Below are 22,405 nucleotides of genomic sequence, written 5' to 3' on the forward strand. Positions count from 1 at the left end.
ATGTCCGCCGTCGTCTCCGTGGTGCAGGGGCCCCTCCGGGTGGCCCTCGCCCCGCTCGCCTGGCTCCTCGCCGGGGTGGCCGGGGCGGTCCGCCGGCCGAGCGTGGTGATCGCGGCGGCGGTGCTGCTGGTCTGCCTGCCCGCGCCGTTGCAGGACCCGCTCGGCGTCGGCTTCGTCACCGTGCCGGACATCGTCGCCTGCCTCGGGGTCGGCGCGGTCGCGCTGAAGCTGTTCAGCGGCGAGGGGATCGAGGACCGGAAGGGCTTCGTGCCGTTCGCGGCGCTGGTGCTGTCCATCACGATCGCGACGATCCTCGGCACCGACATCGCGGCGAGCCTGCGCGGGTTCGTGCGGTACGCGGAGCTGTTCGTGCTGGTGCCGCTGGCCGCCGCGATGGCGGTGCGGGACCGGCTGGACCTCTTCCTGGTGGCCGGCGCCGTGGTGACCACGACCGTGGTCGAGGGGCTCGTCGGCGTGTACCAGTACTTCACCGCCACCGGCGCGTCGTACGCGGGGGAGTACACGCGGGCGGTCGGCACGTTCGGGGCGGAGCAGATCCAGGCGCTGGGCGCGCTGGTGGGCTACGGCATCCTCGTGACGCTCGCGCTCGCGTTCGCCACCGAGGGACGGACCCGCCTGGCGTTCCTGGGGACGACGGCGTTCCTGCTGGCGCCGCTGTACTTCTCGCTGAGCCGCGGCGCGTGGATCGCCACCGCCGGTTCGGTGTTCCTGATGCTCGTGCTGTTCAGCTGGCGACTCGTGACCGCTATCTCGGCCACGGCGCTGTTCGCCGTGGCCGTTCTCTTTGTGGTGCAGGACCCGGCGAAGCCGATCCTCGACGAGCGGGTCACCAGCATCTTCTCCAGCACGCAGGAGCCGGACCGTTCGGTGCGGGACCGCTATGCGCTGTGGAGCGCCGCGGTCGACATCTGGGCCACGAAGCCGGTCACCGGCGTGGGGCTCAAGGACTTCCCGAACTACCGGGACAGCCACGCGCCGATCGAACTGTCGGCCGGCAGCGACGTCTCCAACGGGGCGACGGACTTCCAACGCGAGCCGCTGCTGTCGCCGCACAACCAGTACCTGCTGGTGCTGGCCGAGCAGGGGCTGATCGGGATCACCGCGTTCGCCGGACTGCTGCTCGGCATCCTCTGGACCGCACTGCGCCGCCGCCAGGGCGCCGAGGAGTCCACCGTGGAGACCCGCTTCCTCGACTACGCGGCGCCGACCGTCCTGATCTGGACGATGATCGACTTCGCGTACGGCGACATCGGCGCGGGTCCCACCGGCATGGTGCTGGCGATCCTGCTCGGCCTCGCGGCCCGGCGTTCCCTCATCGTCCCTCGCTCCGGTGGTGCATCATGACCCGGACGGTCGACTCGAAGAGCAGCACCCTGGTCAAGGCGGCCATCGTCACGATGGTCGTCACCGTCTCCGGCTCCGCCCTCGGCTTCGTGCGGGACCTGTTGCTGGCGCGCTACTTCGGCGCCGGCAGCGACACCGACGCCTTCCTCGTCTCGTGGACCGTGCCCGAGACGGCGTTCCCGCTGGTGGTCGAGGGGGCGATGTCGTTCCTGCTGGTGCCGCTGTTCAGCCGGGCGGTGGCGGGCAACCTCTCCGCGCGGGAGGCCGTCGCGGCGACGCTGCCGAAGATCACGGCCGTTCTCGTCGTGGTGTCCACGGTGGTCTGTCTCAGCGCGCCGCTGATCGTGCGGGTGCTCGCGCCCGGGCTCGCCGAACCGGAGCTGGCCGTCACGTGCACCCGCCTCACGTCGGTGACGGTGCTGATGTTCGGGCTCGCCGGCTACGTCAGCGCGGCGCTGCGGGCGCACCACGTCTTCGCCGCACCGGCGGCCATCCACCTCGCCTACAACGTCGGGATCCTCGGTCTCATGTGGACACTCCACGGGCGGATCGGGATCGTCAGCGCCGCCGCGGGTGTCGCGCTCGGCAGCGTCTTCATGGTGCTGGTGCAGCTGCCGTCGTTCGTGAAGCACGTCGGGCTGCCCAGGTCCATCCACAAAGGACGGTCGCTGGTGACGCTCGGCGCGTTCGTCCCGCTGGCCGCCTACACGCTGACCCGTCAGGCGCAGGTCTTCGTCGAACGCTTCCTCGGCTCCAACCTCCCCGAGGGCACCATCTCGTACCTGAACTACGCGCAGAAGCTGGCGCAGCTGCCGATGCTGGTGGCGCTGCTGGTCTGCACGGTCACGTTCCCCACGCTGGCCCGCAACGTCGCCGCGGGCGAGGACGCCGCCGCCCGGCGCCGCCTGGAGAGCGACCTGCGCACCGTCACGGCGATGATCCTCGTGGCCGCCTCGTACCTGGTCGTGTTCGCCCCGGCGATCGTGGAGGTGCTGCTGGAACACGGGGAGTTCAGCAACGCCGACACCAACGCGACCGCCGCGATCCTGCGGGTGTACGCGCTCGGCCTGCTCGGGCACGCGCTCGTGGGTGTGCTGTCGCGCCCGTTCTTCACCGGGGAACGCCCGACGTGGCACCCGTTCGGGGCGATGGCCGCAGGGCTGGCGCTCACCACGGTGGTGGCGTTCGCCGGTGCGCCGCGCCTCGGCGCGTGGACGATCGCGGCCGCGAACGGCGCCGGCATCACGCTCACCGCCGCGCTGCTGCTCGTCGGGCTGCGCCACCGCATCCTCGCGGTCTCCCTGCCGGCGGTCGCCTCGGCCACCGCCCGGCTCGGGGCCGCCGCGATCGTCGCCGGTGCGCTCGGTTGGGCGCTCGGGCGGCTGCTGCTCGACATGCACCCGCTGCTGACGCTGGTCGGCGGTGGCGCGGTGGTGCTGGTGGCGTTCACGGGCCTGGCCCACCTGTTCGGGATCGGCGAGGTCGCCAGGCTGGCCTCGCGTGTGACGGGGAGGTTCCGTCGTGTCTGAAGCCATGCCGCTGGTGCTGATGTACCACTCCGTCGAGCCCTACGAGACCGACCCGTACCAGGTCACCGTCTCGCCGCGCCGGTTCGCCGCGCAGCTGCGGTGGTTGCGCCGCGCGGGCCTTCGCGGCGTCTCCATGGGGGAACTGCTGCAGGCCCGCCGCGAGGGGCGCGACGCCGGCCTGATCGGGCTCACCTTCGACGACGGCTACGCCGACTTCATGTCGAACGCCCTGCCGGCCCTGCGGGAGCACGACTTCGGCGCCACCGTCTTCGTGCTGCCGGGCGTCTTCGGCGCCGACAACGCGTGGGACACGCCCGGGCCGCGCAAGGCGCTGATGACGGCCGACGACGTGCGCACCGCCGCGGCGGCCGGGATGGAGATCGCCTCGCACGGCATGACGCACAAGCGGCTGCCGGACTGCGACGACAAGGTGCTGCACGAGGAGGTGCACACCAGCCGCGAACTGCTCGGCGACGTGCTCGGGCAGGACGTCACCGGGTTCTGCTACCCGTGGGGCTTCTACGGGCCGCGGGAGATGGAGGCGGTGCGGGCGGCCGGCTACGAGTACGCCTGCTCGGTGTATCCGTCCACATTGGACGGTCGGTTCGCGTTGCCCCGGCAGTTCGTCGGCGACCGGGACGGGCTGCTGCGCCTGGGCGCCAAGTGGGCCCGCTTCAACGTCCGGCAGCGGAGGGCCGCCTCATGAGGGTTCTGCACGTCATCACCGGGCTGAACGCGGGCGGCGCCGAGCACCAGTTGCGGCTGCTGCTGCGGCACCTGCCGGACGAGTGCGAGGTGGTCACGCTCGCGAACCCCGGCCCGATCGCCTCGGCGATCCGCGACGCCGGCACGCCGGTGCACGAGGTGCTCATGCGGAGCAACACCGACCTGGCGGCCGTTCCCCGGCTGGCGAGGCTGATCCGGGCCGGGCGCTACGACGTGGTGCACACGCACCTCTACCGCGCCGGGCTGTACGGCGCGCTCGCCGCCCGGCTGGCCGGCGTCCGGAACGTGGTCGCGACGGAACACTCGCTCGGCGACGGCGTCATCGAGGGCCGGCCGACGACCCGCGGCGTGCGCGCCCTCTACCTGGGCGCGGAGCGGCTCACGAAGGCGACCGTCGCCGTCTCGGAAACGGTCCGCACCCGCCTCGTGAACTGGGGCGTGCCGGAGCGCAAGATCCAGGTGATCCCGAACGGCATCGACGCGGCGGAGTTCCGTTTCGACCCGGTGGTCCGCGAGGCGACCCGCCGCAGGCTCGGCATCCCGCAGGACGCGCCCGTGGTCGGGGCCGTCGGCCGGCTCGTCGCCACCAAGCGGTTCGACGTGCTCGTGGGGGCGACGGCGGCGCTGCCCGAGGCGTGGCTGCTGCTCGTCGGTGGCGGGCCCGAGGAGGCCGCCCTGCGGGAAGCGGCAAGGGAACGCGGCCTCGCGGACCGGGTGCTGTTCGCCGGTCCGACCGCACACGCCCGCGAGGTGCTGTGCGCGATGGACGTGTTCGCGTCACCGTCGCCGCACGAGACGTTCGGGCTGGCCATACTGGAGGCCCTCGCCTCCGGCCTCCCGGTCGCCTACGTCGCCTGTCCTCCCCTGGAGGAGGCGCCGCCCGCCGCGGCGCCCACCGCCTCGCGCATCCCATTGGACGAGAAGTCCTTTCAGGACGCCCTGCGCGATGTGCTCACTCTTGTCAAACGACGTGACTACACACGGCAACCGGCGCCACCGATCGTCGCCCGGTTCGACATAGCGCCGCTGGCCAGCGCGGTCAGCGGACTTTACGAGCGGGTGACAGCCCCGCGCAGATCAGTTTCCCCTCGGGGTCCACTCAGGAGTGAAAGGTCATGAAGGTGCGAACGCCGGAGATCCTCAAGCGCCTGGTGCGGCGGTTCGGCCTGCTGCTCCTGCTGACGCTCATCGGCGCCGGCGCGGGAGGCGCGTACGGGGCCATGAAGACGCCGACCTACCAGGCTCAGTCATACGTGTCCGTCGCGCCGGGGGAGCAGGTCGAGTCGATCGCCGCGCTCAACTACGCGCAGGCCTACGGGAAGATCGTCACGAAGGGGCCGGTGGCCGACGCCGCCAAGGCCGCGCTCGGGCTGAAGAGCCTGGGCAATGTCACCGCGGCGACCTCGCCGGACGCCCCGATCATCGGTATCACCGTGGTCGGGCCGAACCGGCAGCGGGTCACCGACGTCGCCAACGCCCTCGCCAAGGCGCTCGTCGACTTCGGCAACGGGCGCAAGACCGAGACCCGGGTGGGGCTCGCCGTCTTCGCGACTGCGTCGGTGCCGGGTTCGCCGATCTCTCCCAAGCCCCCGTTGGAACTGGCGGTCGGCGCGGCCGGCGGCCTGCTCATCGGCGCGCTGGCGGTTCTCGCCGGGGTCGGCCGCGGCCGGCGGAAGGCCGAGGCGCCGGAGGGGCCGCCGAGCCCGGCCGCCCCGGTGGCACCCCCGACGATGCCCACCCAGCCGAGCGGAACGGCGCAGGTGTGGGCCGTCGCGGCGACGCAGCCGATCCCGATCGTGCCCGCGATCACGGCCGGACCCAGCGAGCACGTGGTGCGCCTGCCCGAACAGAAGGCGCTCGGCTGGTACGACGAGGCCGCCGTGCTGGAGTACCTGCCGGTCGAGTCCGACGGCGACAGCGCGGAGGCCGAGGCGGACACCGCCGACACCGACAAGATCGTGGGCCGCGCCGTCGTCATCTACCGGAGCAACCAATGAGCGTGATCCAGCGGACGACGACGGGCTTCACCACGAAGGTCATTCGCGACACCGACGCCTTCGCCGCCCTGCGCGAGGAGTGGATCGTCCTGTTCGGACGGTGTGCGCGGGCGACGCCGTTCCAGTCGCACGCGTGGCTGCTCTCCTGGTGGCAGGTGTACGGCCGGCCGGGTGCGCTGCGCGTGGTGACGGTCCGGCGCGACGGGCAGCTGGTCGGTGCGGCGCCGCTGTACCGGACCCGCCGCGGCGGGTGCGCGGTGCTGGTGCCGATCGGCGGCGCGCTGTCGGACTTCGCCGACCTGCTGCTCGACGACGCCTGTGCGCCCGAGGCGGCGGAGGCCATGACGACGGCCCTGCTGGCGCTGCGCGACTGGCAGGTGATCGACCTGCACGAGACGCGGCCGCGCGCCATGGCGGGCGGGGTCTTCGCCACCTCGTGGCGCGGCGGGGCCAGGGGGATCGCCGCATCCGTGTGCCTGGAACTCCCGTCGAGCCCGATGGACGCCCTCGTCAAGGAACTCCCGGCGCACACCCGCAAGACCGTGAAGCGGCGCGTCAACCAGATCGCCAAGCTCGGGGTGGACGTACGTCCGGCGCCGGCCGACGAGTCCACGCGCGCCGTCGCCGACCTGCTGCGCCTGCACGAGGCGCAGTGGCAGGGGCGCGGCGTCAACCCGGAACACCTGCGGCCGGAGTTCGCGCGGCACCTGAGCGGCGCGCTGGAGGGCATGGTGCGCGCCGGCGAGGCAGCCGTGCTGGAGTACCGGATCGACGGGCGGCACGTGGTGTCCAACCTCGTGCTGATCGGGCCGGACCTGGTGGGCGGCTACCTCTTCGGCGCCCTGCCGGAACTGCGCGAGAAGCTCGACGTGACCACGTTGCTGATCGGCTCGACGCTGCCGTTCGCGCACGAGCGGGGCCGGCCGGTGATGAGCATGCTGCGCGGGGCGGAGCCGCACAAGTACCGCTGGCGCCCCGCCGAGTCGCAGAACCTCCGCCTGCTCTTCAGCCGCCCGCGCAGCCCGCGCGCGGCGGTGTACGTGGCGCTCGTGGCGACGAAGCGGCGCGCCGTGCTCTACGCCAAGGCGAAGGCCCCATGGGTCAGGCAAGCCAGGGACCGGGTCCGCGCGCTGCTGTCCCGCAGGGCGAAGCCGAGCGTGCCCACCCAGCCCGGGCCACCGGCCGAGGAGAAGGCGCCATGAGGGTGCTGCATGTGGCCCAGCCGCGGGAGGGCGGCGTCGCGGGGTATCTCGTCGCGGCCGCCCGGGACCAGGTGGCGCGGGGGTGGGACGTGACCGTGGCCTGCCCGGCCGAGGGGCAGTTGGCGACCCGGCTGCGGGAGCACGGGATCGCGCACGAGGCGTGGGAGGCGGTGCGCAGTCCGGGGCCGTCGGCGTTCGGGGAGGCGCGCGCGTTGGGCCGGATCGTCGCGGCGAAGCGGCCGGACGTCCTGCACTTGCATGCCTCCAAGGCCGGACTGGCCGGCCGGCTCCTGCCCCGGCAGCGGACGCCGGTGCTCTTCCAGCCCCACGCGTGGTCCTGGCTCGCCGTCACCGGCGCGCTCCGGCACGCCACCGTCGCCTGGGAACGCCACGCCGCCCGCCGCACCGGCCTGTTCGTCTGCGTGGCCGAGGCGGAGGCCGCCCAGGGGCGCGAACGCGGCGTCAAGGGCGAGTACACGGTGGTCCGCAACGGCGTCGACCTGACCCGGTTCCGGCCGGCGGACGACGAGGCGCGCATGGCCGCCCGGGCGGCGCTCGGCGTGGGACGCGACGTGCCCCTGGTGGTCTGCGTCGGGCGCATCACCCGCCAGAAGGGCCAGGACGTGCTGCTCGACGCGTGGCGCCGGGTGCGGCAGGAGTGCCCGACCGCCGAACTTGCCCTGGTCGGCGGCGGCGATCTGTACGAGTCGACGAAGGCGACCGGGGCGCCGGGGGCGAGGTTCACCGGCCCGGTCGACGACGTGCGGGGCTGGCTGGCCGCCGCCGACCTCGTGGCGCTTCCCTCCCGCTGGGAGGGGCTGCCGCTGACGGCGCTGGAGGCGTTCGCGACCGGGCGGCCGGTGGTGGCCTCGGCGGTGCCGGGACTGATCGAGACGCTCACCCCGGAGGTCGGCGAACTCGTGCAGCCCGAGGACCCGGGCGCGCTGGCGTGGGCGCTCACCCGCCGGCTGCAGGCACCGGCGCTGATGCGCGCCGAGGGCAAGGAAGCGCTGCGCAGGTCCCAGGGGTTCGACCTGCGGCACACCTACGACCGGCTCGCGGACGCCACCACCGAGGTGGCCGAGCGCAGAAAGATGGCGGTGAACCGATGACGGCGACGCTTACCGTGGACCTGACCGACGCCGCGTTCTGGCGCCGGCCGCACGAGGAACGTGCCGCCGCCTTCGCCGCGCTGCGGCAACGGAGCGAGCCGGTCTTCTTCGCTGAAGGACGTTCCGGCAAAGGCTTTTACGCTCTGGTGCGGCACGCGGACGTGGTGGCCGCGAGCCGTAACCCGGAGGTCTTCACCAGCGGCTCCGGGGTGACCATGCCGAAGCCGGCGCGCTGGGTACGCACGGTCTTCGGCGACTCGATGGTCAACCTCGACGACCCGCGGCACGCGCGGCTGCGGGGCATCGTCTCGCGCGCGTTCACGCCGCGGGTGGTGCGCAAGATCGCCGACGACATGGGCGGCATCGCGTCGTCCATTGTGGACGGTGTCGTGGCGCAACGCCCGGACGACTTCGTGGCGTCGGTGGCGGCACAGCTGCCGTTCCGGGTCATCTGCAACATGATGGGCATCCCCGAGGAGGAGCGCCCCGCCATCTTCGAACGGGTCGAACGCAGCAGCGGCCACACAGGTGGGTTCCGCATCCCGGGCCAGACCCTGCGCGCGATGGCCCGCCTGCAGCACACCATCGGCCGCATCGGCCAGGAGAAGCGGGCGAACCCCACGGACGACCTGATCTCCGCGCTCGTCACGGCGGACGTCGACGGCCGCGGCCTGAACGCCCGTGAGCTCGGCGCGTTTTTCAACCTGCTGCTCGTCGCGGGGGTCGAGACCACCCGGAACGCCATCGCGCACGCGCTGCACCTGATCACCGTTCATCCGGACCAGCGGGAGTTGCTGCTGGCCGACTACGAGGGCCGGGTCGGCGGCTTCGTGGAGGAGACGGTGCGGCACTGCTCGCCCATCATCCAGTTCCGCCGCACGCTTTCGCGTGACCACGAGCTGAACGGCCACCTGTTACGTGAAGGCGAAGACGTCGTTCTCTTCTATAATTCGGCTAATAGGGACGAAACGGTCTTCAAGGATGCGGACCGCTTCGACCTGACCCGGTCGCCGAATCCGCACGTCGGCTTCGGCGGCGGCGGTCCGCACTTCTGCCTGGGCACCTCGCTCGCGCGGCAGGAGATGACGGTGCTGTTCCGGGAGCTGTTCACCCGCCTGCCGGAGATCCGTTCGGTCGGCGAACCGGAACTCGTGCCGTCCAACTTCGACAACCGAATCAGCCGGCTCCGTTTCACGTATTGAGGAATGATCATGGCGACCAACTACGCGACCCCACCGGCCCCTCCGGCCGGTCCGGGCCACCGTCCGCCCGTCAACAGGCAATGGTTGATCGTGGCCGCCGTCGCGGTCGTCGGGATCATCGTGGCGTCGACGATCCTGTTCATCGCGCTGAGCGGCGACGACACCGATACGACCGGCGTCGCCGGCACCCGCACGCCCGCCCCGACCGTGGCCGAGGACGGCGGGCCGCCGATGCCGGTCGGCCAGAAGTCCGGCTGGGCGTTGACCTTCTCCGACGAGTTCGAGGGGAACGCCCTCGACACCGGCCGCTGGACCGACGTCACCAGCGCCGCCGAGGACCTGGGCCAGGGCAACCGGGGCAACAAGCAGCTCGAGTGGAACCAACTCGCCAACTGCCAGGTCAAGAACGGCGAACTGATCATGACGGCCCGCAAGCAGGCGTACACCTCGAAGTCGGGGACGAAGTACGACTGGACCTCGTGCCTCATCTCCAGCACGCCCGGCTACGACTTCCAGTACGGCTACATCGAGGAACGCGCGGTGCTCCCGACGGCGCCCGGCTTCTGGCCGGCGTTCTGGACCTGGCAGGCGCCCCTGGAGAACGGCCGCTCGCCGGCCAAGCCGACCGAGACGGACGTGTACGAGCTGTACACCAACGAGTCCCGCGACTTCCATCTCACGCAGCACTCGGGCACCAAGGGCTTCTGCAAGTCGAAGGTGAACTTCGACCCCGGCAAGGGCTACCACACGTACGGCGCCGCGATCGAGCCCAGCGGCACCACGTGGTACATCGACGGCGTCGAGGTCTGCAAGAGCCCCGCGAGCAGCGACGCCCACACCAACATCCTCTCCAACCTCGCGGTCTTCGCCGAGAAGCCCCCGTCGGGCGGCACCACGTCGGCGGTCAAGGTGGTCGACTACATCCGCGCCTGGCAGCGGGCCTGATATCGCGCGTTTCCTCCCCTCGGGGACGGCGGAGCCCGGATAGTGATCCTGTGGGGGAAGCGGAGTTGGCCGCGGAGCTGCTGGCGTGCACGCGGACCGAGACGGTGCTCGACACGGCGGCCCGGACCGCGGCCTCGCTGATCGGCGACGCGGCCGTGCTCTGGGTCCGCGGCGAGGAGGGCGGCGGCACGGTCGTCGCCCATCACCGCGACCCGGAGACGGACCGGCTGGTCACCGAGGCGCTCGCCGCCGCCGGAGAGATCTCCGCGCCGCCCTCGGCTCCTCCGGGGGAACGGCGTGAGCTCGCGTTCACCGGTGCCGATCGGGAGCGGGTGCGGCGGCTCGTCCCGGAGAGCCACCGCGCGCTGTTCGACCGGGTCGACGTGACGGCCGGCGTGCTGTGCCCGTTGGTGGCAGGGGAGGCCTTCCTCGGCTACCTCGCGGTCGTCGGCAACGACGTCGACGTGCCCCGTGCGGCGGCCGCGGCCGACCAGGTCTCCGCGGCGCTCGCCACCGCCCGCACCGTCGAACGCGCCGACGCCACCGCGCGCCGCGAGCACGGCACCGCCGAGACGCTGCGCCGCCAGCTGGACGAACTGCGCCGCACCGACAGCATCGGCCAGCTGGTCGGCGGGATCGCGCACGACTTCAACAACCTGCTGACGTACATCTCCGGGGCGGCCGAGGTGCTCACCACCGAGCTGGATCCGGAGTCCCCGCAGCACGAGCTGGCGGCCGGCATCGTCGAGTCCGCGGCCCGCGGCGGCGAACTCACCCGGCAGCTGCAGTCGTTCGGCCAGCACAACCGCAAGTCCGACACCGTCTCGGTCGCCGACCTCCTGCACGGCGTCGGTGAACTGCTCGGCCGCGCGCTCGGCGAGCACATCCGCCTCAGCATCGGTGCCGCGCCCGACGTGTGGTCCGTCAAGGCCGACCGGGGCCAGCTCGAACAGGCCCTCGCCAACCTCGCCACGAACGCGCGCGACGCGATGGGCCGCGGCGGCACGCTCACCATCGAGGCGAGCAACGCCGAGATCGAGCCGGGCCAGCTGGAGAACGCCGGGAAGGCCGCGGGCCGCTTCGTGCGGCTGGTCGTCTCGGACACCGGCGTCGGCATGGACCCGACCGTGCGGGCGCGGGCGTTCGACGACGCGTTCACCACCAAGGGGGAACGCGGCGGGACCGGCCAGGGCCTCGGGACGGTGGACCGCATCGTGCGCGGTGCCGGCGGGCACATCCAGCTCTACTCCGAACCCGGACTGGGCACGACCGTCAACCTGTTCCTGCCGGCTACGGAGGAGCCCGAGGCGCCACCCCGCCCCGCCGTGGTGGAACGCCCGAGCGGCCGCCGCGCGCACATCCTCGTCGTGGAGGACCAGCCGGAGCTGGCCCGGCTCACCCAGCAGCTGCTCCAGCCGGACGGCTACACGGTGACCGTGGCGACCGATCCGGCCGGCGCCATCGCGCACATCCACACCGGCGCGCATCCCGACCTGTTGCTCACCGACGTCGTCATGCCCGGCATGACCGGCCCCGAACTGGCCCGCGCGCTGCGCGCCCGCAGGCCCACGCTGCGGGTGCTCTACATGTCCGGCTACACGGCCGGGGTGCTCAACCCGCAGGGGCACCTGGACCAGGACAGCGCCCTGCTGCAGAAGCCGTTCAACCGGGAGACCCTGCTGGCGGCCGTGTCTAGGGCGCTTGCCCGCTGAGCAGTTCCTTCAGCCGCGCCGCCGAGAACGGCTTCGCGAGGTAGCCGTCGGCGCCGGCCGCGCGCAGCCGGTCGACCGTCTGGTCGGCCACGTCGCCGCTGACGATCACCACCCGCGTGCCGGCCGTCGCCGGGTCGGCGCGCAGCTTCTCCAGCACCTGTTCGCCGCCGGCCCCGGCGAGGTTGAGGTCGAGCAGCACCAGGTCCGGCCGGTGCGCGCGGGCCAGTTCCAGAGCGGTGTCGGGGGTGGAGGCGCTCAGCAGCGTCACGTCGGGCACGGCCGCGGCGATCCGGGTCACCAGGCGCAGCAGCATGTCGTCGTCGTCGACGTAGAGCACCGTGCGGGTTCCCGTCCCGGCGTCTCCGCCGGCGGCGGCGGGGATCGCGGCGAGCGTGCGGGCGAGGCGTTCGGGCTCGATCGGCTTGGGCAGGAAGTCGTCCATGCCGGCGTCCCGGCAGGCCCGCCGGTTCTCCTCGGTGATGCTGGCCGTCAGCGCGATGATGTGCGGCCCCGCCTCCGTGCGCGCGGCGCGGATCCGCCTGGTCGCCTCGAGGCCGTCGACGTCGGGCATGTGCAGGTCCATCAGCACGACGTCGTAGTCCGCGCGCAGCACCGCCTCGGCCGCCGCCGCGCCGTCGACCACCGCGTCGACCCGGTGCCCGAGGCGTTCGAGCAGGAGCGTGGCCGCGCGGCGGTTCGCCGGATCGTCCTCCGCGAGCAGGATCCGCAGGGTGTGTCCGGTCGGGCGCAGCGCGGGAGTGTCCACAGTGGACTTCTGCGGGCGGCCCGGGTCCAGGATCCGCACCACCGTCTCGTACAACCGGTCGCGGCGCACCGGTGCGGTCACGACGGCCGTGACGGCGCCGCCGACCGGTGGTGCCGCGCCGGGTGCGGCGACCACGATCAGCGGTTCGCCGCGCAGTCCGCCGAGCGCCTCGTGGGCCACGACCAGATCGGCCCCGGCTACGTCGACGGCGCCGCGGGTCTCGGTCACGTGCATGCCCCACGAGGACAGGTGCCGGCACAGCGCCTCGCGGATCAGCCCGACCGGGTGCGTCAGCACGGCGCGCCGGCCCGCGAGCGCCCGGTCCGGGGTGCCGTAGCGCGGAGCCTCCGGGACCGCGCGTGCCGTCACCGAACAGGTGAACGTCGAGCCCACCCCGACCGTCGACTCGACCGAGATGCCGCCGCCCATCAGTTCCGCGAGGTGGCGGCAGATGAACAGGCCCAGGCCGGTCCCGCCGAAGCGGCGCGTCGTGGCGGCGTCCGCCTGACTGAACGGCGCGAAGAGGCGTTCGATCGCCTCGGGTGCGATGCCGATGCCGGTGTCGCGCACCAGGAACCGCACCAGCGGCGTCCCCGGTTCGCCGAGCACCTCCACGCTGACGGCGCCCCGCGCGGTGAACTTGACGGCGTTCGTCAGCAGGTTGACGAGGATCTGGCGCAGCCGCAGCGGGTCGCCGACCACCCGCGTCGGCGCGCCCGGGGAGAAGAGCGCCGCCAGCGGGAGCCCCTTCGCCTCGGCCGCCGGGCTGACGATGCCGACCGCGTCCTCCACGCAGCCCACCAGGTCGAACGGGATCTCCTCCAGGTCCAGCTTCCCGGACTCGATCTTCGCCGTGTCGAGCACGTCGTCGATGACGCTGTGCAGGTGGCTGCCGGCCGCGCGGACGGCCCGGGCGTACTCGTCCTGCTCGTCGTTGAGCGGGGTGTCCAGCAGCAGCGACGTGAAGCCGATGACGGCGTTCAACGGGGAACGGATCTCGTGGCTCATCGTCGCCAGGAACGACGACTTCGCCTGCGACGCCTGTTCGGCGGCGGTGCGCGCCTCCGACAGCTCGCCGTAGAGCGCCATCAGGCCGCGGTTCGTCTCGTCCAGCTCCCCGCGCAGCTCGTTCGCGTCGCGTTCGGCGGCGGTGAGGCGGCTGGTGTGCTGTTCCGCGCCGGCCAGCAGGTACGCGAGGAGTGCGCGCGGGGAGAGCGTCGCCGCCGCCAGGTACAGCTCGTCGTGCGCCACGTCGCCGGGGCCGGGCGGGTCGACGTTCACCGACAGGAGGCGTGGGCCGTCCGGCCCCGGCACCTCCACCTCGACCCGTCGCCCGTCGGAACGCACGCTCAACGCCGTTCCCTCGGAAGGTCGTCCGAGTGCCTCGATCGCGGCGAGGGCCAGGCGGACCGCGCGCACCGGGGGAAGGCCGCCGGCCATGGCGGCGTCCCGGACGCGCACGGCGACCTCCTCGGGATCCTCCGGCGGCCCCGCCGGGACGGACAGCAGCTGCCCGGTGCGCTCGGTGCTCATGTGGCCGTGCTCCGCACCACCACCACCGTGGCGTCGTCGCGATCGCGGGTGTGATCGCGGTGCAGCACGGCCGCCACCAGGGCCGGGTCGTGCTCCAGCAGATCCGCGCGCCCCTCCAGCTCCAGGCGGCTCGACAGCCCGTCGGTCCACAGCACCAGCGTCGAGTCGGGGGCCCAGGAAAGCGTCCGCACCTGCGCCTTGGGTGGCGTCGCCTGCAGGCCCAGCGTGCCGTTGCTGGTCGCGAGGCCGCGGATCCCGGACGGGCCGACGACGCGGCCGTTGACGTTGCCGACCGCGGTGTACCGCACGATCTCCGCGTCCGGGTCGATCACGCACAGGGTGGCGGCCGCGCCCCGGGTCATGCGGGCCGCCTCGTGCGCGCGGGCCACGTACCCCTCGACATCGGTCGGATCGAGCGCGAACGCCTTCAGCACCGCGTCCGCAGCCACCGACGCGGACGCCCCGTGCCCCAGCCCGTCGACCACCGCCACCGCCAGGCACCCGCCGGCCTCCGCCACCGCCCAGCCGTCCCCGCAGGCCTCCGTGACGCCGACGGACATGCCCGCCCAGCGGCGCGGGGCGTGCTCCGGACGGCCCCGGCGAACATCGACGAGCGACAGCACGGCGGTGCCGCGGTCCTTCTCGGTGTGCACGTCGAACCGCTCCGAGACCCGGCGGACCGAGGCGAGCCCGCACCCGAGGCCCTTCGGCTCGGGCACGTGCCCCTCGACGGCGGCCGCCACGTCGGCGATCCCCGGCCCGCGGTCGACGGCCAGGATCTCCACGCGGTCCGGCGGCACCGGCCGGGTCAGCACCCACCCACCCGGAACGGCGTGCCGCAGCAGGTTCGTCGCCAGCTCGGTGGCGACCAGTTCGGCGTGCGCGCTGGAGCCGTGCAGACGCTCGGCGTGCTGCTTGACCGCGCGGCGCGCGGCTCCGACATCGGCGGGGTCGGCGACGGCGACCCGTTCGTGGGCGAACTGCCTCAGCGGTTCCACTGGCAGATCACAATGGTCGTGCCACGGCCCGGGACGGAGTCGATCTCGAACTCGTCCATGAGGCGCCGGCTGCCCGGCAGCCCCAGCCCCATGCTGCCGCCCGAGCTGTAGCCGTCCGTCATCGCGGCACCCAGGTCGACGATGCCCGGCCCGTCGTCGGAGAACCGCGCCCGCACGCCGCGCCGCGACCCCTCCTCGGCCGTCTCGACCAGCACGACGCCCTGGCCGTGGGTGGCGTAGCGGACGATGTTGCGGGCCAGTTCGCTGCCGGCGGTGACCAGCTTGGTGGCGGCCGTCAGCCCCAGGCCCGCCACCTGGGCCTGCGCCCGCAGGGTCGAGCGGACCCGCAGCAGGTCCGCCTCGCCCGTGATCTGCACGAGGGTCGGCGCTTCCCCGGGTGCCCGGGGTTCAGCGGCGGTAGCCAGTGGTGTCATCCCACATCCTCCGCAATCGCGCCATGCCCTGTTCGGCGTTGAGCGCCGTGTGCACGTGGTCCATCGGGACCCCCAGCTCGACCAGGGTGATCGCGACGGCCGGCTGGATGCCGACGATGGTCGACACCGCTCCCAGCAGCGCGACCATGCCGACCAGGCGGGCGATCACCCGCGCCACGAACGAGTCCACGACGGCCAGCCCGCTGACGTCGATCAGCACCCCGCGGGCGCGCACCTTGGCGACCTCGTCGGTGACGGCGCGCTCGATCCGTTCGACCGTCGCGTCGTCGAGGTCGCCCTGCAGCGTCACGATGATCGTGTGCCCGAGCCGCTGGAGCGGCACCTGCTCAAGCATGGGCGTTGACCCGTTCATCCGCGGACCCGCCGCCGACCAGCCGCAGCGCGAGCTGGAGCGCGTCCTGGAGGGAGTTGCGGCTGCGCAGCCGGCCCAGTTCGATGCCGAGGTGCACGATCGCCTGCGCGGTCTCCGGCCGGACGCCGCTCAGGATGCTGGTGGTGCCCATGAGCCGGGCCGCCTCGACCGTCTTGAGCAGGTGCTGCGCCACGTCGGTGTCGATCGCCGGCACGCCGCTGATGTCGAGGATCACCACCTCGGCCTGGTCGACGGCGATGCGTTCGAGCAGGCTCTCGGTGAGCCGGGCGGCGCGGGCGCTGTCCAGCGTGCCGATGATCGGCAGCACCAGCACCTTGTCCCAGACCTGGATCACCGGGGTGGACAGTTCGAGGATCTCGTCGCGTTGGCGCTGCACCAGCTGTTCCTGCTCGCGCCGGTCGGTCAGGTCGCGGGCCACCTTGACGTAGCCGGTCACCTCGCCCTTGTCGTCGCGGATCGGGCTGAGGCTGATGCTGCTCCAGAAGCGGCTGCCGTCCTTGCGGACCCGCCAGCCCTCCGTCTCGTAGCGACCGGCCCGCGCCGCCGCGGCCATCTCCCGTTCCGCGAGGCCGGACCGCCTGTCCTCCTCCGTGTAGAACATCGAGACGTGGTGCCCGATCACCTCCTCGGCGGTGAACTGCTTGAGCGTGCGCGCACCCGGGTTCCACGACCGGACGACGCCCTGCTGGTCGAGCCGGATCACCTCGTAGTCGGTGATGGCGTCGAGCATCTGCTCCATGCTGCGCATCGCCAGTTCCTGCTCACGCGCCTCGCTGACGTCGCGGGCGACGAGCACGTAGCCGCTGATCGAACGGTCGTGCCCGTGGATCGGCGTGAGCACCGCGGAGGCCCAGAAGCGTGCGCCGTCCCGGCGGGACTGCCAGCTCTCGATCTTGTGCCGGCCCTTGTCGGCGGCGACGCGCAGTTCGCCGAGGAGCCGTTCGGCGGGAACCTCGTCGGAGGGGTACAGCATGGACAGCGGTTGGCCGACGGTCTCCTCGGCGGAGTAACCGGTGAGTTGTTTCGCGCCGGAGGGCCAGGTGAGGATCGTTCCCTCGGGGTCCAGCCGGATGATCTCGTAGTCCGTGACGCTGTCGATCATCGTTTCGTACGCGGTCAGGGCGCTGTCGACACCCGCTTCAGCCATGGCACACCCCCGGTTCACGAGTACAGGGGCATCCTATGTCCGGCATGACCGAGAGCTACTGGATTGCAACTTTCGGTGAACCCAACTTGCAACCGAGGTGTCCTCAGCGCAGCCAACCGTCGCGGCGGACGATCCGGATGGCGTCGAGCCGGTTGCGCGCACCGGTCTTGGTGATCACCGACGACAGGTGGTTGCGCACGGTCCCGAGCGACAGGTAGAGGCGACGGGCGATGTCCGCCACGGTGTCGCCCTGCGCGGCGAGGCCCAGGATCTCCAGCTCACGGGTGCTCGCCACCTTGTCCGCGCCGATCGCCGCGATCTCCAGCCGCGGGTCGACCAGCCGCTCGCCGCGGGCCACCCGACGGATCGCGTCGGCCAGCACCGGCGTCGGCGTGCCGCGCAGCAGGAAACTCGCCTCCCTGGCCCGCCGGCGCGGCGGCAGCATCCCCCGCACGTCCGGGTCGGAGAGGATCAGTGGATAGCCGACCGGATTGCGGGTGCGCATCTCGTCGACGACCGGCAGCAACTGGCTCACCATCAGCGCGGTGTTGAACAGCGCCACGTGCGGGCCGAGCCGCATGGCGTGCGCCGGCACGTCGGCCTCCACGTCCACCGAACCGAGCACGGCGATGTCCGCCTGGCCGGTGAGCAGGCGCACGAGTCCCGCGCGGGTGGACCGGCTGTCCTCGACCAGAAGAAGTCGGATCACGTGAGCCCCCGGGGGAGAGCTTGTGTACAAGACGTCGGCGCGGTCTCACGTTATCCCGGATCGGGCCTCCGGGGATTCCGGAAAGCCGGTTCCGGTAGCGGCGGAAATTTGTCAGTCGGCGCGGTTCAGCCGATAAAGGTCGTACTTCTTCATGATTGCGGTCAGCCGTGCGGCGTATTGCGGATCGGTCGCGTATCCCGCGCGATGCAGTTCGACCGCGAACCGGTCGGGATCGGTGCGGTGCAGATATGCGGTGGCGTAGCGCGGCATGTTCACGAACAGCAGCCCGTGGTCGCGGAACGAGTCCGCCGCCGACGCGTACACGCGGAAGCGCGCGGTGCTGGGACGGCAGCCGTTCGCGTCGCAGTGCCGATCGGCGCCGGCCCGACAACCGATCGCGATGGGACCGGCGCCGCGCCGGCCGCACGTCATTCCGAAGTAGTTGTTGGCGGTGCGCGACAGCGCGCTCCTGCCCCAGCCGGACTCGAGGATCGCCTGCGCCACGGTCACCGAGGCCGGGACGCCGTAGGTCGCCTGGCTCAGCCGCGCCGCCCGGGACGCCGACGCCAGGAACGTCGACTGCGCGCCGGAGAGCGTCGTGGCGTCGGCGACGCCGCCGGACAGGACGGCGCAGGCGAACGCGGCGGTAGCGGCGACAACGGCCGCGGTACGGAACACAAGGCGCATTGCTGCATCCTGGCGACGTTCCGGCCGCTTCGGGCGAAAGCCCGGGTGCGGACCGGTTGCAGGTCAGTTGCCGCGCGCGGTCAGCTCCTCGACGGCTGACAGCAGGTCCGGCGCGTCGAACGGCTTCGCGAGGTACCGGTCCGCGCCGCGGGCCCGCCCGAGCAGCTTCGCGACCCCGTCGTCCCGGGCGGTCAGCATGATCACGGGCAGGTCGGCGACGGCCGGGTCCTCCCGGATCTCCCGACACACGTCGAACCCGCTCATCCCCGGCATCATCACGTCGAGGATCACCAGGTCGGGCTTGTCGTCGCGGATCGCCCGCAGCGCCTCGGGCCCGTCCGCGACCATGTCGGCCCGGTAGCCGGCGGCCTCGAGCCGGGCGGCCACCAGCACCCGGATGTCCTCGTCGTCGTCGACCACGAGCACGCGTGCTGTCTCCATGGCGGCCTCCTCCGTCGTCACGCTCCGCAGATCTCATCTTGCGGGGCGGCGTCGCGGCGGGTCCGGCGATTCGGCCGAAAGGTTCGTGATCGCCCCGCAAAAGGAGTGAGTCGGACGCCCGGGCATGCCCGGGAACTATTTCCTATCGCCCGGTAAATGGGAGGTCCCGGAATTACCGGAGCGGGTGGCGCGCAATGCCGCGAAACCGTTCGGCCGGTTGAGGAAACTCGCCGACCGGACGGCCAATTCCGCTTCCCGGATTTTGTAACGGGCGCGGCCGAACTGGTATCGATGCTGCTGGGACTGATCGGAAGGGGTCGGACGTGGGCGAGGTACACCACTTCACGTATGGGTGGGTCACGCCGGTATTCGCCTACGGGCTGTCATTTCTGGGATCGATGTTGGGATTGGTGTGCACCGCGCGGGCGCGTGTGGCGACCGATAACCGCAAGCGCGCCGGACTGCTCGTTCTCGCCGCCTGGGCAATCGGTGGAACGGGCATCTGGGTCATGCATTTCATGGCGATGATCGGGTTCAGCGTGTCCGGTTCGGAGGTGCGCTACGACGTGCCGCTGACGGTGCTGAGCTTCGTCATCGCGGTGGTGATGGTGGGCGTGGGGCTGTTCATCGTCGGGATGGGGAAGCCGAACGCGCTCAAGGTGCTCAGCGGTGGTCTGGTCGCCGGGCTGAGCGTCGCCGCGATGCACTACATCGGCATGGCCGCGATGGAGATCGACGGAAAGATCGGCTACGACCGGAACCTCGTCCTCGGCTCCGTCGCGATCGCCGTGGTCGCCGCGACGGTGGCGCTCTGGTTCACGCTGGTGATCCGGGGACTCGGCGCGACGATCCTGGCGGCGGCCGTCATGGGGGTCGCGGTCTGCGGCATGCACTACACCGGCATGGCGGCCATGCGCCTGGAGTCCAGCACCGGCTTCACCGCCCTGCACGGCGTCTCAGTGAACTGGTTCCTCGCACCGATGGTGCTCTTCGTGCTGGTCGTCTTCTTCGCCATGATGAACCTGACGATGGCCGTTCCCACGGCGGAGGAGGAACGCGGATACGCTTCGCGTCAGATGGGCAACAGCCCGGCCTGAAACTTAGAGCAGTCTTAAGTGAGTACGTCCGGTTTGGCCACGGGGACCTCCGTTGACCTGGCACAAAGGCGGGATTCGCATTAAGTCCCACGCGGGACATGATCTGCGGGTCGAAGGAGGTGCGGGATGAGGAAGACCGCTCGGAAGTTGGTCATGGTGGGGGTGCTCGGCGGGCTCCTGGCCCTGGCCGGCTGCGGCGGTGGCGAGAAGGGTTCGTGGTACGAGCCCGGCGCCGCGCCGCCCGGAACACCCTCCCCGTCCCCGGTCGCCAACGTGACCGTCTCCGCCCCGGCGGACGGCGCCACCAACGTCACCACGGCCACCGAGCTGACGCTCAGCAAGGCCGACCCGGGCGTGACCGTCGCGGTCGCCGGCCCCGACGGCGCGGCCGTGCCGGGTGCGCTCAGCGCCGACGGCGCTACCTGGGTCCCCGGCGCACAGCTCAAGTACGCGACCGCCTACAAGGTCACCGTCACCACGCCGCAGAAGGCCGAGCCGGTGACGACGTCGTTCACGACGATGGCCAAGCCGGGCAAGACGACCTCGGTCAACACGCCCCTCGCCGACGGCAAGACGTACGGGGTGGCGCTGCCGATCGTGCTGAACTTCGGCTCGGCGGTCCCGCAGGACCAGCGCGCCAACGTCGAGAAGCGGCTCCGGGTCACCAGCGAACCGGCGCAGCTCGGCACCTGGCACTGGTTCAGCGGCACCGAGGTGCACTACCGGCCCAAGGAGTACTGGCAGTCCGGCACGAAGATCTCGGTGCGCGCGGCGATCGGCGGCCTGCCGATGGGCAACAACGCCTACGGCTCCAAGGACCTCACGTGGAACGCCACCATCGGCGACAAGATCGTGATGGTCACCGACGACGCCACCCACCACATGACCGTGTACCAGAACGACCAGGAGATCCGGCAGATCCCGATCAGCCTCGGCAAGGCGAGCACCCCGTCGTCCAGCGGCGCGATGGTCGTCATGGAGAAGAACCGCCAGGAGATCTTCAAGTCCACCGACCCGTCCGACCCCTACGAGGAGGAGGTCGAGTGGACCCAGCGCCTCACGTGGGGCGGGGAGTACCTGCACTCGGCCCCGTGGTCCGTCGGTGACCAGGGCAAGCGCAACGTCTCGCACGGCTGCACCAACATGTCCGAGTCCAACGCCACCTGGCTGTGGAACCTCACGAAGATCGGCGACCCGGTGACGGTCAAGGGCACGCCCCGCGAACTCAAGTGGGGCAACGGCTGGACCGACTGGAACCGGTCGTGGGAGGAGTACCTGAAGGGCAGCGCCCTGCCGGCTCCGGCCGCCCCGGCCGCCTCGCCGAGCTCCCCGGCGCCGGCGAACTAGGTGAGCCCCTTCTGGCGCTCCTCCTCCTTCGGGGCGTCCCGCATCTCGACGAACGGCTCCTGGTCCGGCGGCATCCCGCCGACGATGGCGCGCCCGCGGTGCAGCTCGGCGTCGAACTCGGCACCGAGCAGCACCGCGATGTTGGAGATGTAGAGCCAGACGAAGAAGACGATCACTCCACCGAGTGCGCCGTAGGTCTTGTTGTACGACTCGAAGTTCGAGACGTAGAGCGCGAAGCCGACCGAGGCGACGATCCAGATCAGGACCGCCACGACGCCGCCGGGCGTGATCCAGCGGAAGCCGGCGGGGCGGGCGTTCGGGGCGGCCCAGTAGAGCAGGGCGAGCATGAGGCCGACCAGCACCACCAGCACCGGCCACTTGACGACGTCCCACGCCGCCACCGCCCACTCGCCGGCGCCGATCAGGTCACCGACCCACTCGGCGAGCCGTCCGGTGAAGACCACGGCGATCGCGGTCGCGCCGAGCAGTGCGCCGACCACCAGGGTCAGGACGAGGCGCAGCGGGAGCGTCTTCCACAGCGGCCGCCCCTCGGGAACGTCGTAGATGGCGTTCGACGCGCGCATGAACGCCGCGATGTAGCCCGACGCCGACCAGAACGCCCCCAGCAGCGCCACGATCGCGAGCACGCCGGAGCTGCCCTGCGCGTCCTGCAACGAACGCGCCCCCTGCGTGAGGATGTCGCGCACGGCCCCGGGCGCGATGGTCGCCAGGTTGTCGATCAGCGGCTGCGTCACGCTCTGGCCGATGAGGCCGAGCACCGATACCAGCAGCAACAGGCCCGGGAAGATCGACAACACGGAGTAGTACGTCAGCGCGGCGGCCCAGTCGCTGAGATTGTCGTCGGAGTACTCGCGCACGGTCCGGCGCAGAACGCCCCACCAGGCGCGGAATCCCAGCTGAGAAGGGCGTTCGGGGAGTTCCATGGCCGGTGTATGCCCGGCGGCGGATTCGTTCAACCGCCGTCCGGCGCAGTGGCACCCGCGGGTACTTCCCCACGATGTGTGTAAACCGCCACACTGAGCGTGGTCTTGGATCGACAGG

At 71.8% G+C, this 22,405-nt stretch carries 21 protein-coding genes; 12 read left to right on the forward strand and 9 right to left on the reverse strand.

Annotated elements, in window-relative coordinates; translation table 11 throughout:
* From Val02_RS31770 to Val02_RS31815, 10 genes are read left to right on the forward strand one after another with little or no spacing between them, the layout of a single operon-like run.
* Positions 1 to 1,365 (forward strand): O-antigen ligase family protein, encoded by a 1,365-nt coding sequence (locus Val02_RS31770; protein ID WP_203902948.1) that lies wholly within the window; start codon positions 1 to 3, stop codon positions 1,363 to 1,365.
* Positions 1,362 to 2,894 (forward strand): murein biosynthesis integral membrane protein MurJ, encoded by a 1,533-nt coding sequence (murJ, locus tag Val02_RS31775; RefSeq protein WP_203902949.1) that lies wholly within the window; start codon positions 1,362 to 1,364, stop codon positions 2,892 to 2,894. Before Val02_RS31770 ends, murJ begins: the two co-directional genes overlap by 4 nt.
* On the forward strand, positions 2,887 to 3,600 hold the full coding sequence (locus tag Val02_RS31780) for a polysaccharide deacetylase family protein (RefSeq protein WP_203902950.1): 714 nt from the start codon (positions 2,887 to 2,889) through the stop codon (positions 3,598 to 3,600). The genes murJ and Val02_RS31780 overlap by 8 nt, the downstream gene beginning before the upstream one ends.
* Positions 3,597 to 4,739, forward strand: a complete 1,143-nt coding sequence (locus tag Val02_RS31785; protein ID WP_203902951.1) for a glycosyltransferase — start codon at positions 3,597 to 3,599, stop codon at positions 4,737 to 4,739. The genes Val02_RS31780 and Val02_RS31785 overlap by 4 nt, the downstream gene beginning before the upstream one ends.
* A complete protein-coding gene (locus Val02_RS31790; protein ID WP_203902952.1) occupies positions 4,736 to 5,617 on the forward strand; it encodes a YveK family protein in 882 nt (293 codons plus the stop codon). Before Val02_RS31785 ends, Val02_RS31790 begins: the two co-directional genes overlap by 4 nt.
* Positions 5,614 to 6,819, forward strand: a complete 1,206-nt coding sequence (locus Val02_RS31795; RefSeq protein WP_203902953.1) for a GNAT family N-acetyltransferase — start codon at positions 5,614 to 5,616, stop codon at positions 6,817 to 6,819. Before Val02_RS31790 ends, Val02_RS31795 begins: the two co-directional genes overlap by 4 nt.
* Positions 6,816 to 7,931 (forward strand): glycosyltransferase, encoded by a 1,116-nt coding sequence (locus tag Val02_RS31800; protein WP_203902954.1) that lies wholly within the window; start codon positions 6,816 to 6,818, stop codon positions 7,929 to 7,931. The genes Val02_RS31795 and Val02_RS31800 overlap by 4 nt, the downstream gene beginning before the upstream one ends.
* Positions 7,928 to 9,133 carry a cytochrome P450 gene (locus Val02_RS31805; RefSeq protein WP_203902955.1) on the forward strand — a complete coding sequence of 402 codons (1,206 nt, stop codon included), beginning with the start codon at positions 7,928 to 7,930 and terminating at the stop codon, positions 9,131 to 9,133. The genes Val02_RS31800 and Val02_RS31805 overlap by 4 nt, the downstream gene beginning before the upstream one ends.
* Before the next feature lie 9 nt (positions 9,134 to 9,142).
* Positions 9,143 to 10,078: a glycoside hydrolase family 16 protein gene (locus Val02_RS31810; RefSeq protein WP_203902956.1), complete on the forward strand. Its 936-nt coding sequence runs from the start codon at positions 9,143 to 9,145 to the stop codon at positions 10,076 to 10,078.
* A 50-nt stretch (positions 10,079 to 10,128) separates the two neighbouring features.
* Positions 10,129 to 11,790 (forward strand): ATP-binding protein, encoded by a 1,662-nt coding sequence (locus tag Val02_RS31815; RefSeq protein ID WP_203902957.1) that lies wholly within the window; start codon positions 10,129 to 10,131, stop codon positions 11,788 to 11,790.
* On the opposite strand, the gene Val02_RS31820 is transcribed toward Val02_RS31815, so the two are convergent.
* The 8 genes from Val02_RS31820 to Val02_RS31855 all read right to left on the reverse strand — a co-directional run bounded on the left by Val02_RS31820 (position 11,771) and on the right by Val02_RS31855 (position 18,899).
* Complete coding sequence (locus Val02_RS31820; protein WP_203902958.1) at positions 11,771 to 14,089, reverse strand: response regulator; 2,319 nt, start codon at positions 14,087 to 14,089, stop codon at positions 11,771 to 11,773. The two genes, Val02_RS31815 and Val02_RS31820, sit on opposite strands and share 20 nt — an antisense overlap.
* Complete coding sequence (locus Val02_RS31825; RefSeq protein WP_203902959.1) at positions 14,086 to 15,087, reverse strand: SpoIIE family protein phosphatase; 1,002 nt, start codon at positions 15,085 to 15,087, stop codon at positions 14,086 to 14,088. Before Val02_RS31825 ends, Val02_RS31820 begins: the two co-directional genes overlap by 4 nt.
* On the reverse strand, positions 15,075 to 15,521 hold the full coding sequence (locus Val02_RS31830; RefSeq protein WP_203902960.1) for an ATP-binding protein: 447 nt from the start codon (positions 15,519 to 15,521) through the stop codon (positions 15,075 to 15,077). The genes Val02_RS31825 and Val02_RS31830 overlap by 13 nt, the downstream gene beginning before the upstream one ends.
* Complete coding sequence (locus Val02_RS31835) at positions 15,496 to 15,876, reverse strand: STAS domain-containing protein (protein WP_203902961.1); 381 nt, start codon at positions 15,874 to 15,876, stop codon at positions 15,496 to 15,498. Before Val02_RS31835 ends, Val02_RS31830 begins: the two co-directional genes overlap by 26 nt.
* Positions 15,869 to 17,062, reverse strand: a complete 1,194-nt coding sequence (locus tag Val02_RS31840) for a PAS domain S-box protein (protein ID WP_203902962.1) — start codon at positions 17,060 to 17,062, stop codon at positions 15,869 to 15,871. Before Val02_RS31840 ends, Val02_RS31835 begins: the two co-directional genes overlap by 8 nt.
* A 103-nt stretch (positions 17,063 to 17,165) precedes the next feature.
* Positions 17,166 to 17,771, reverse strand: a complete 606-nt coding sequence (locus Val02_RS31845) for a response regulator transcription factor (RefSeq protein ID WP_203902963.1) — start codon at positions 17,769 to 17,771, stop codon at positions 17,166 to 17,168.
* A 111-nt stretch (positions 17,772 to 17,882) separates the two neighbouring features.
* A complete protein-coding gene (locus tag Val02_RS31850; protein WP_203902964.1) occupies positions 17,883 to 18,458 on the reverse strand; it encodes a glucosaminidase domain-containing protein in 576 nt (191 codons plus the stop codon).
* A 63-nt stretch (positions 18,459 to 18,521) separates the two neighbouring features.
* Positions 18,522 to 18,899: a response regulator transcription factor gene (locus tag Val02_RS31855; protein ID WP_203902965.1), complete on the reverse strand. Its 378-nt coding sequence runs from the start codon at positions 18,897 to 18,899 to the stop codon at positions 18,522 to 18,524.
* Between the two features lie 431 nt (positions 18,900 to 19,330).
* Between Val02_RS31855 and Val02_RS31860 the strand changes: the two genes are divergently transcribed.
* The gene (locus Val02_RS31860) at positions 19,331 to 19,996 is read left to right on the forward strand and encodes an MHYT domain-containing protein (protein WP_203902966.1); all 666 of its coding nucleotides are present in this window, start codon (positions 19,331 to 19,333) and stop codon (positions 19,994 to 19,996) included.
* Between the two features lie 126 nt (positions 19,997 to 20,122).
* Positions 20,123 to 21,343 carry an Ig-like domain-containing protein gene (locus Val02_RS31865; RefSeq protein ID WP_203902967.1) on the forward strand — a complete coding sequence of 407 codons (1,221 nt, stop codon included), beginning with the start codon at positions 20,123 to 20,125 and terminating at the stop codon, positions 21,341 to 21,343.
* On the opposite strand, the gene Val02_RS31870 is transcribed toward Val02_RS31865, so the two are convergent.
* Entirely contained in the window at positions 21,340 to 22,287 is a 948-nt protein-coding gene (locus Val02_RS31870) for a YihY/virulence factor BrkB family protein (protein WP_203902968.1), read from the reverse strand. The two genes, Val02_RS31865 and Val02_RS31870, sit on opposite strands and share 4 nt — an antisense overlap.
* Positions 22,288 to 22,405: the final 118 nt, after the last annotated feature.

The organism is Virgisporangium aliadipatigenens, from assembly GCF_016863615.1.
GTDB classification, from domain to species: Bacteria; Actinomycetota; Actinomycetes; order Mycobacteriales; family Micromonosporaceae; genus Virgisporangium; species Virgisporangium aliadipatigenens.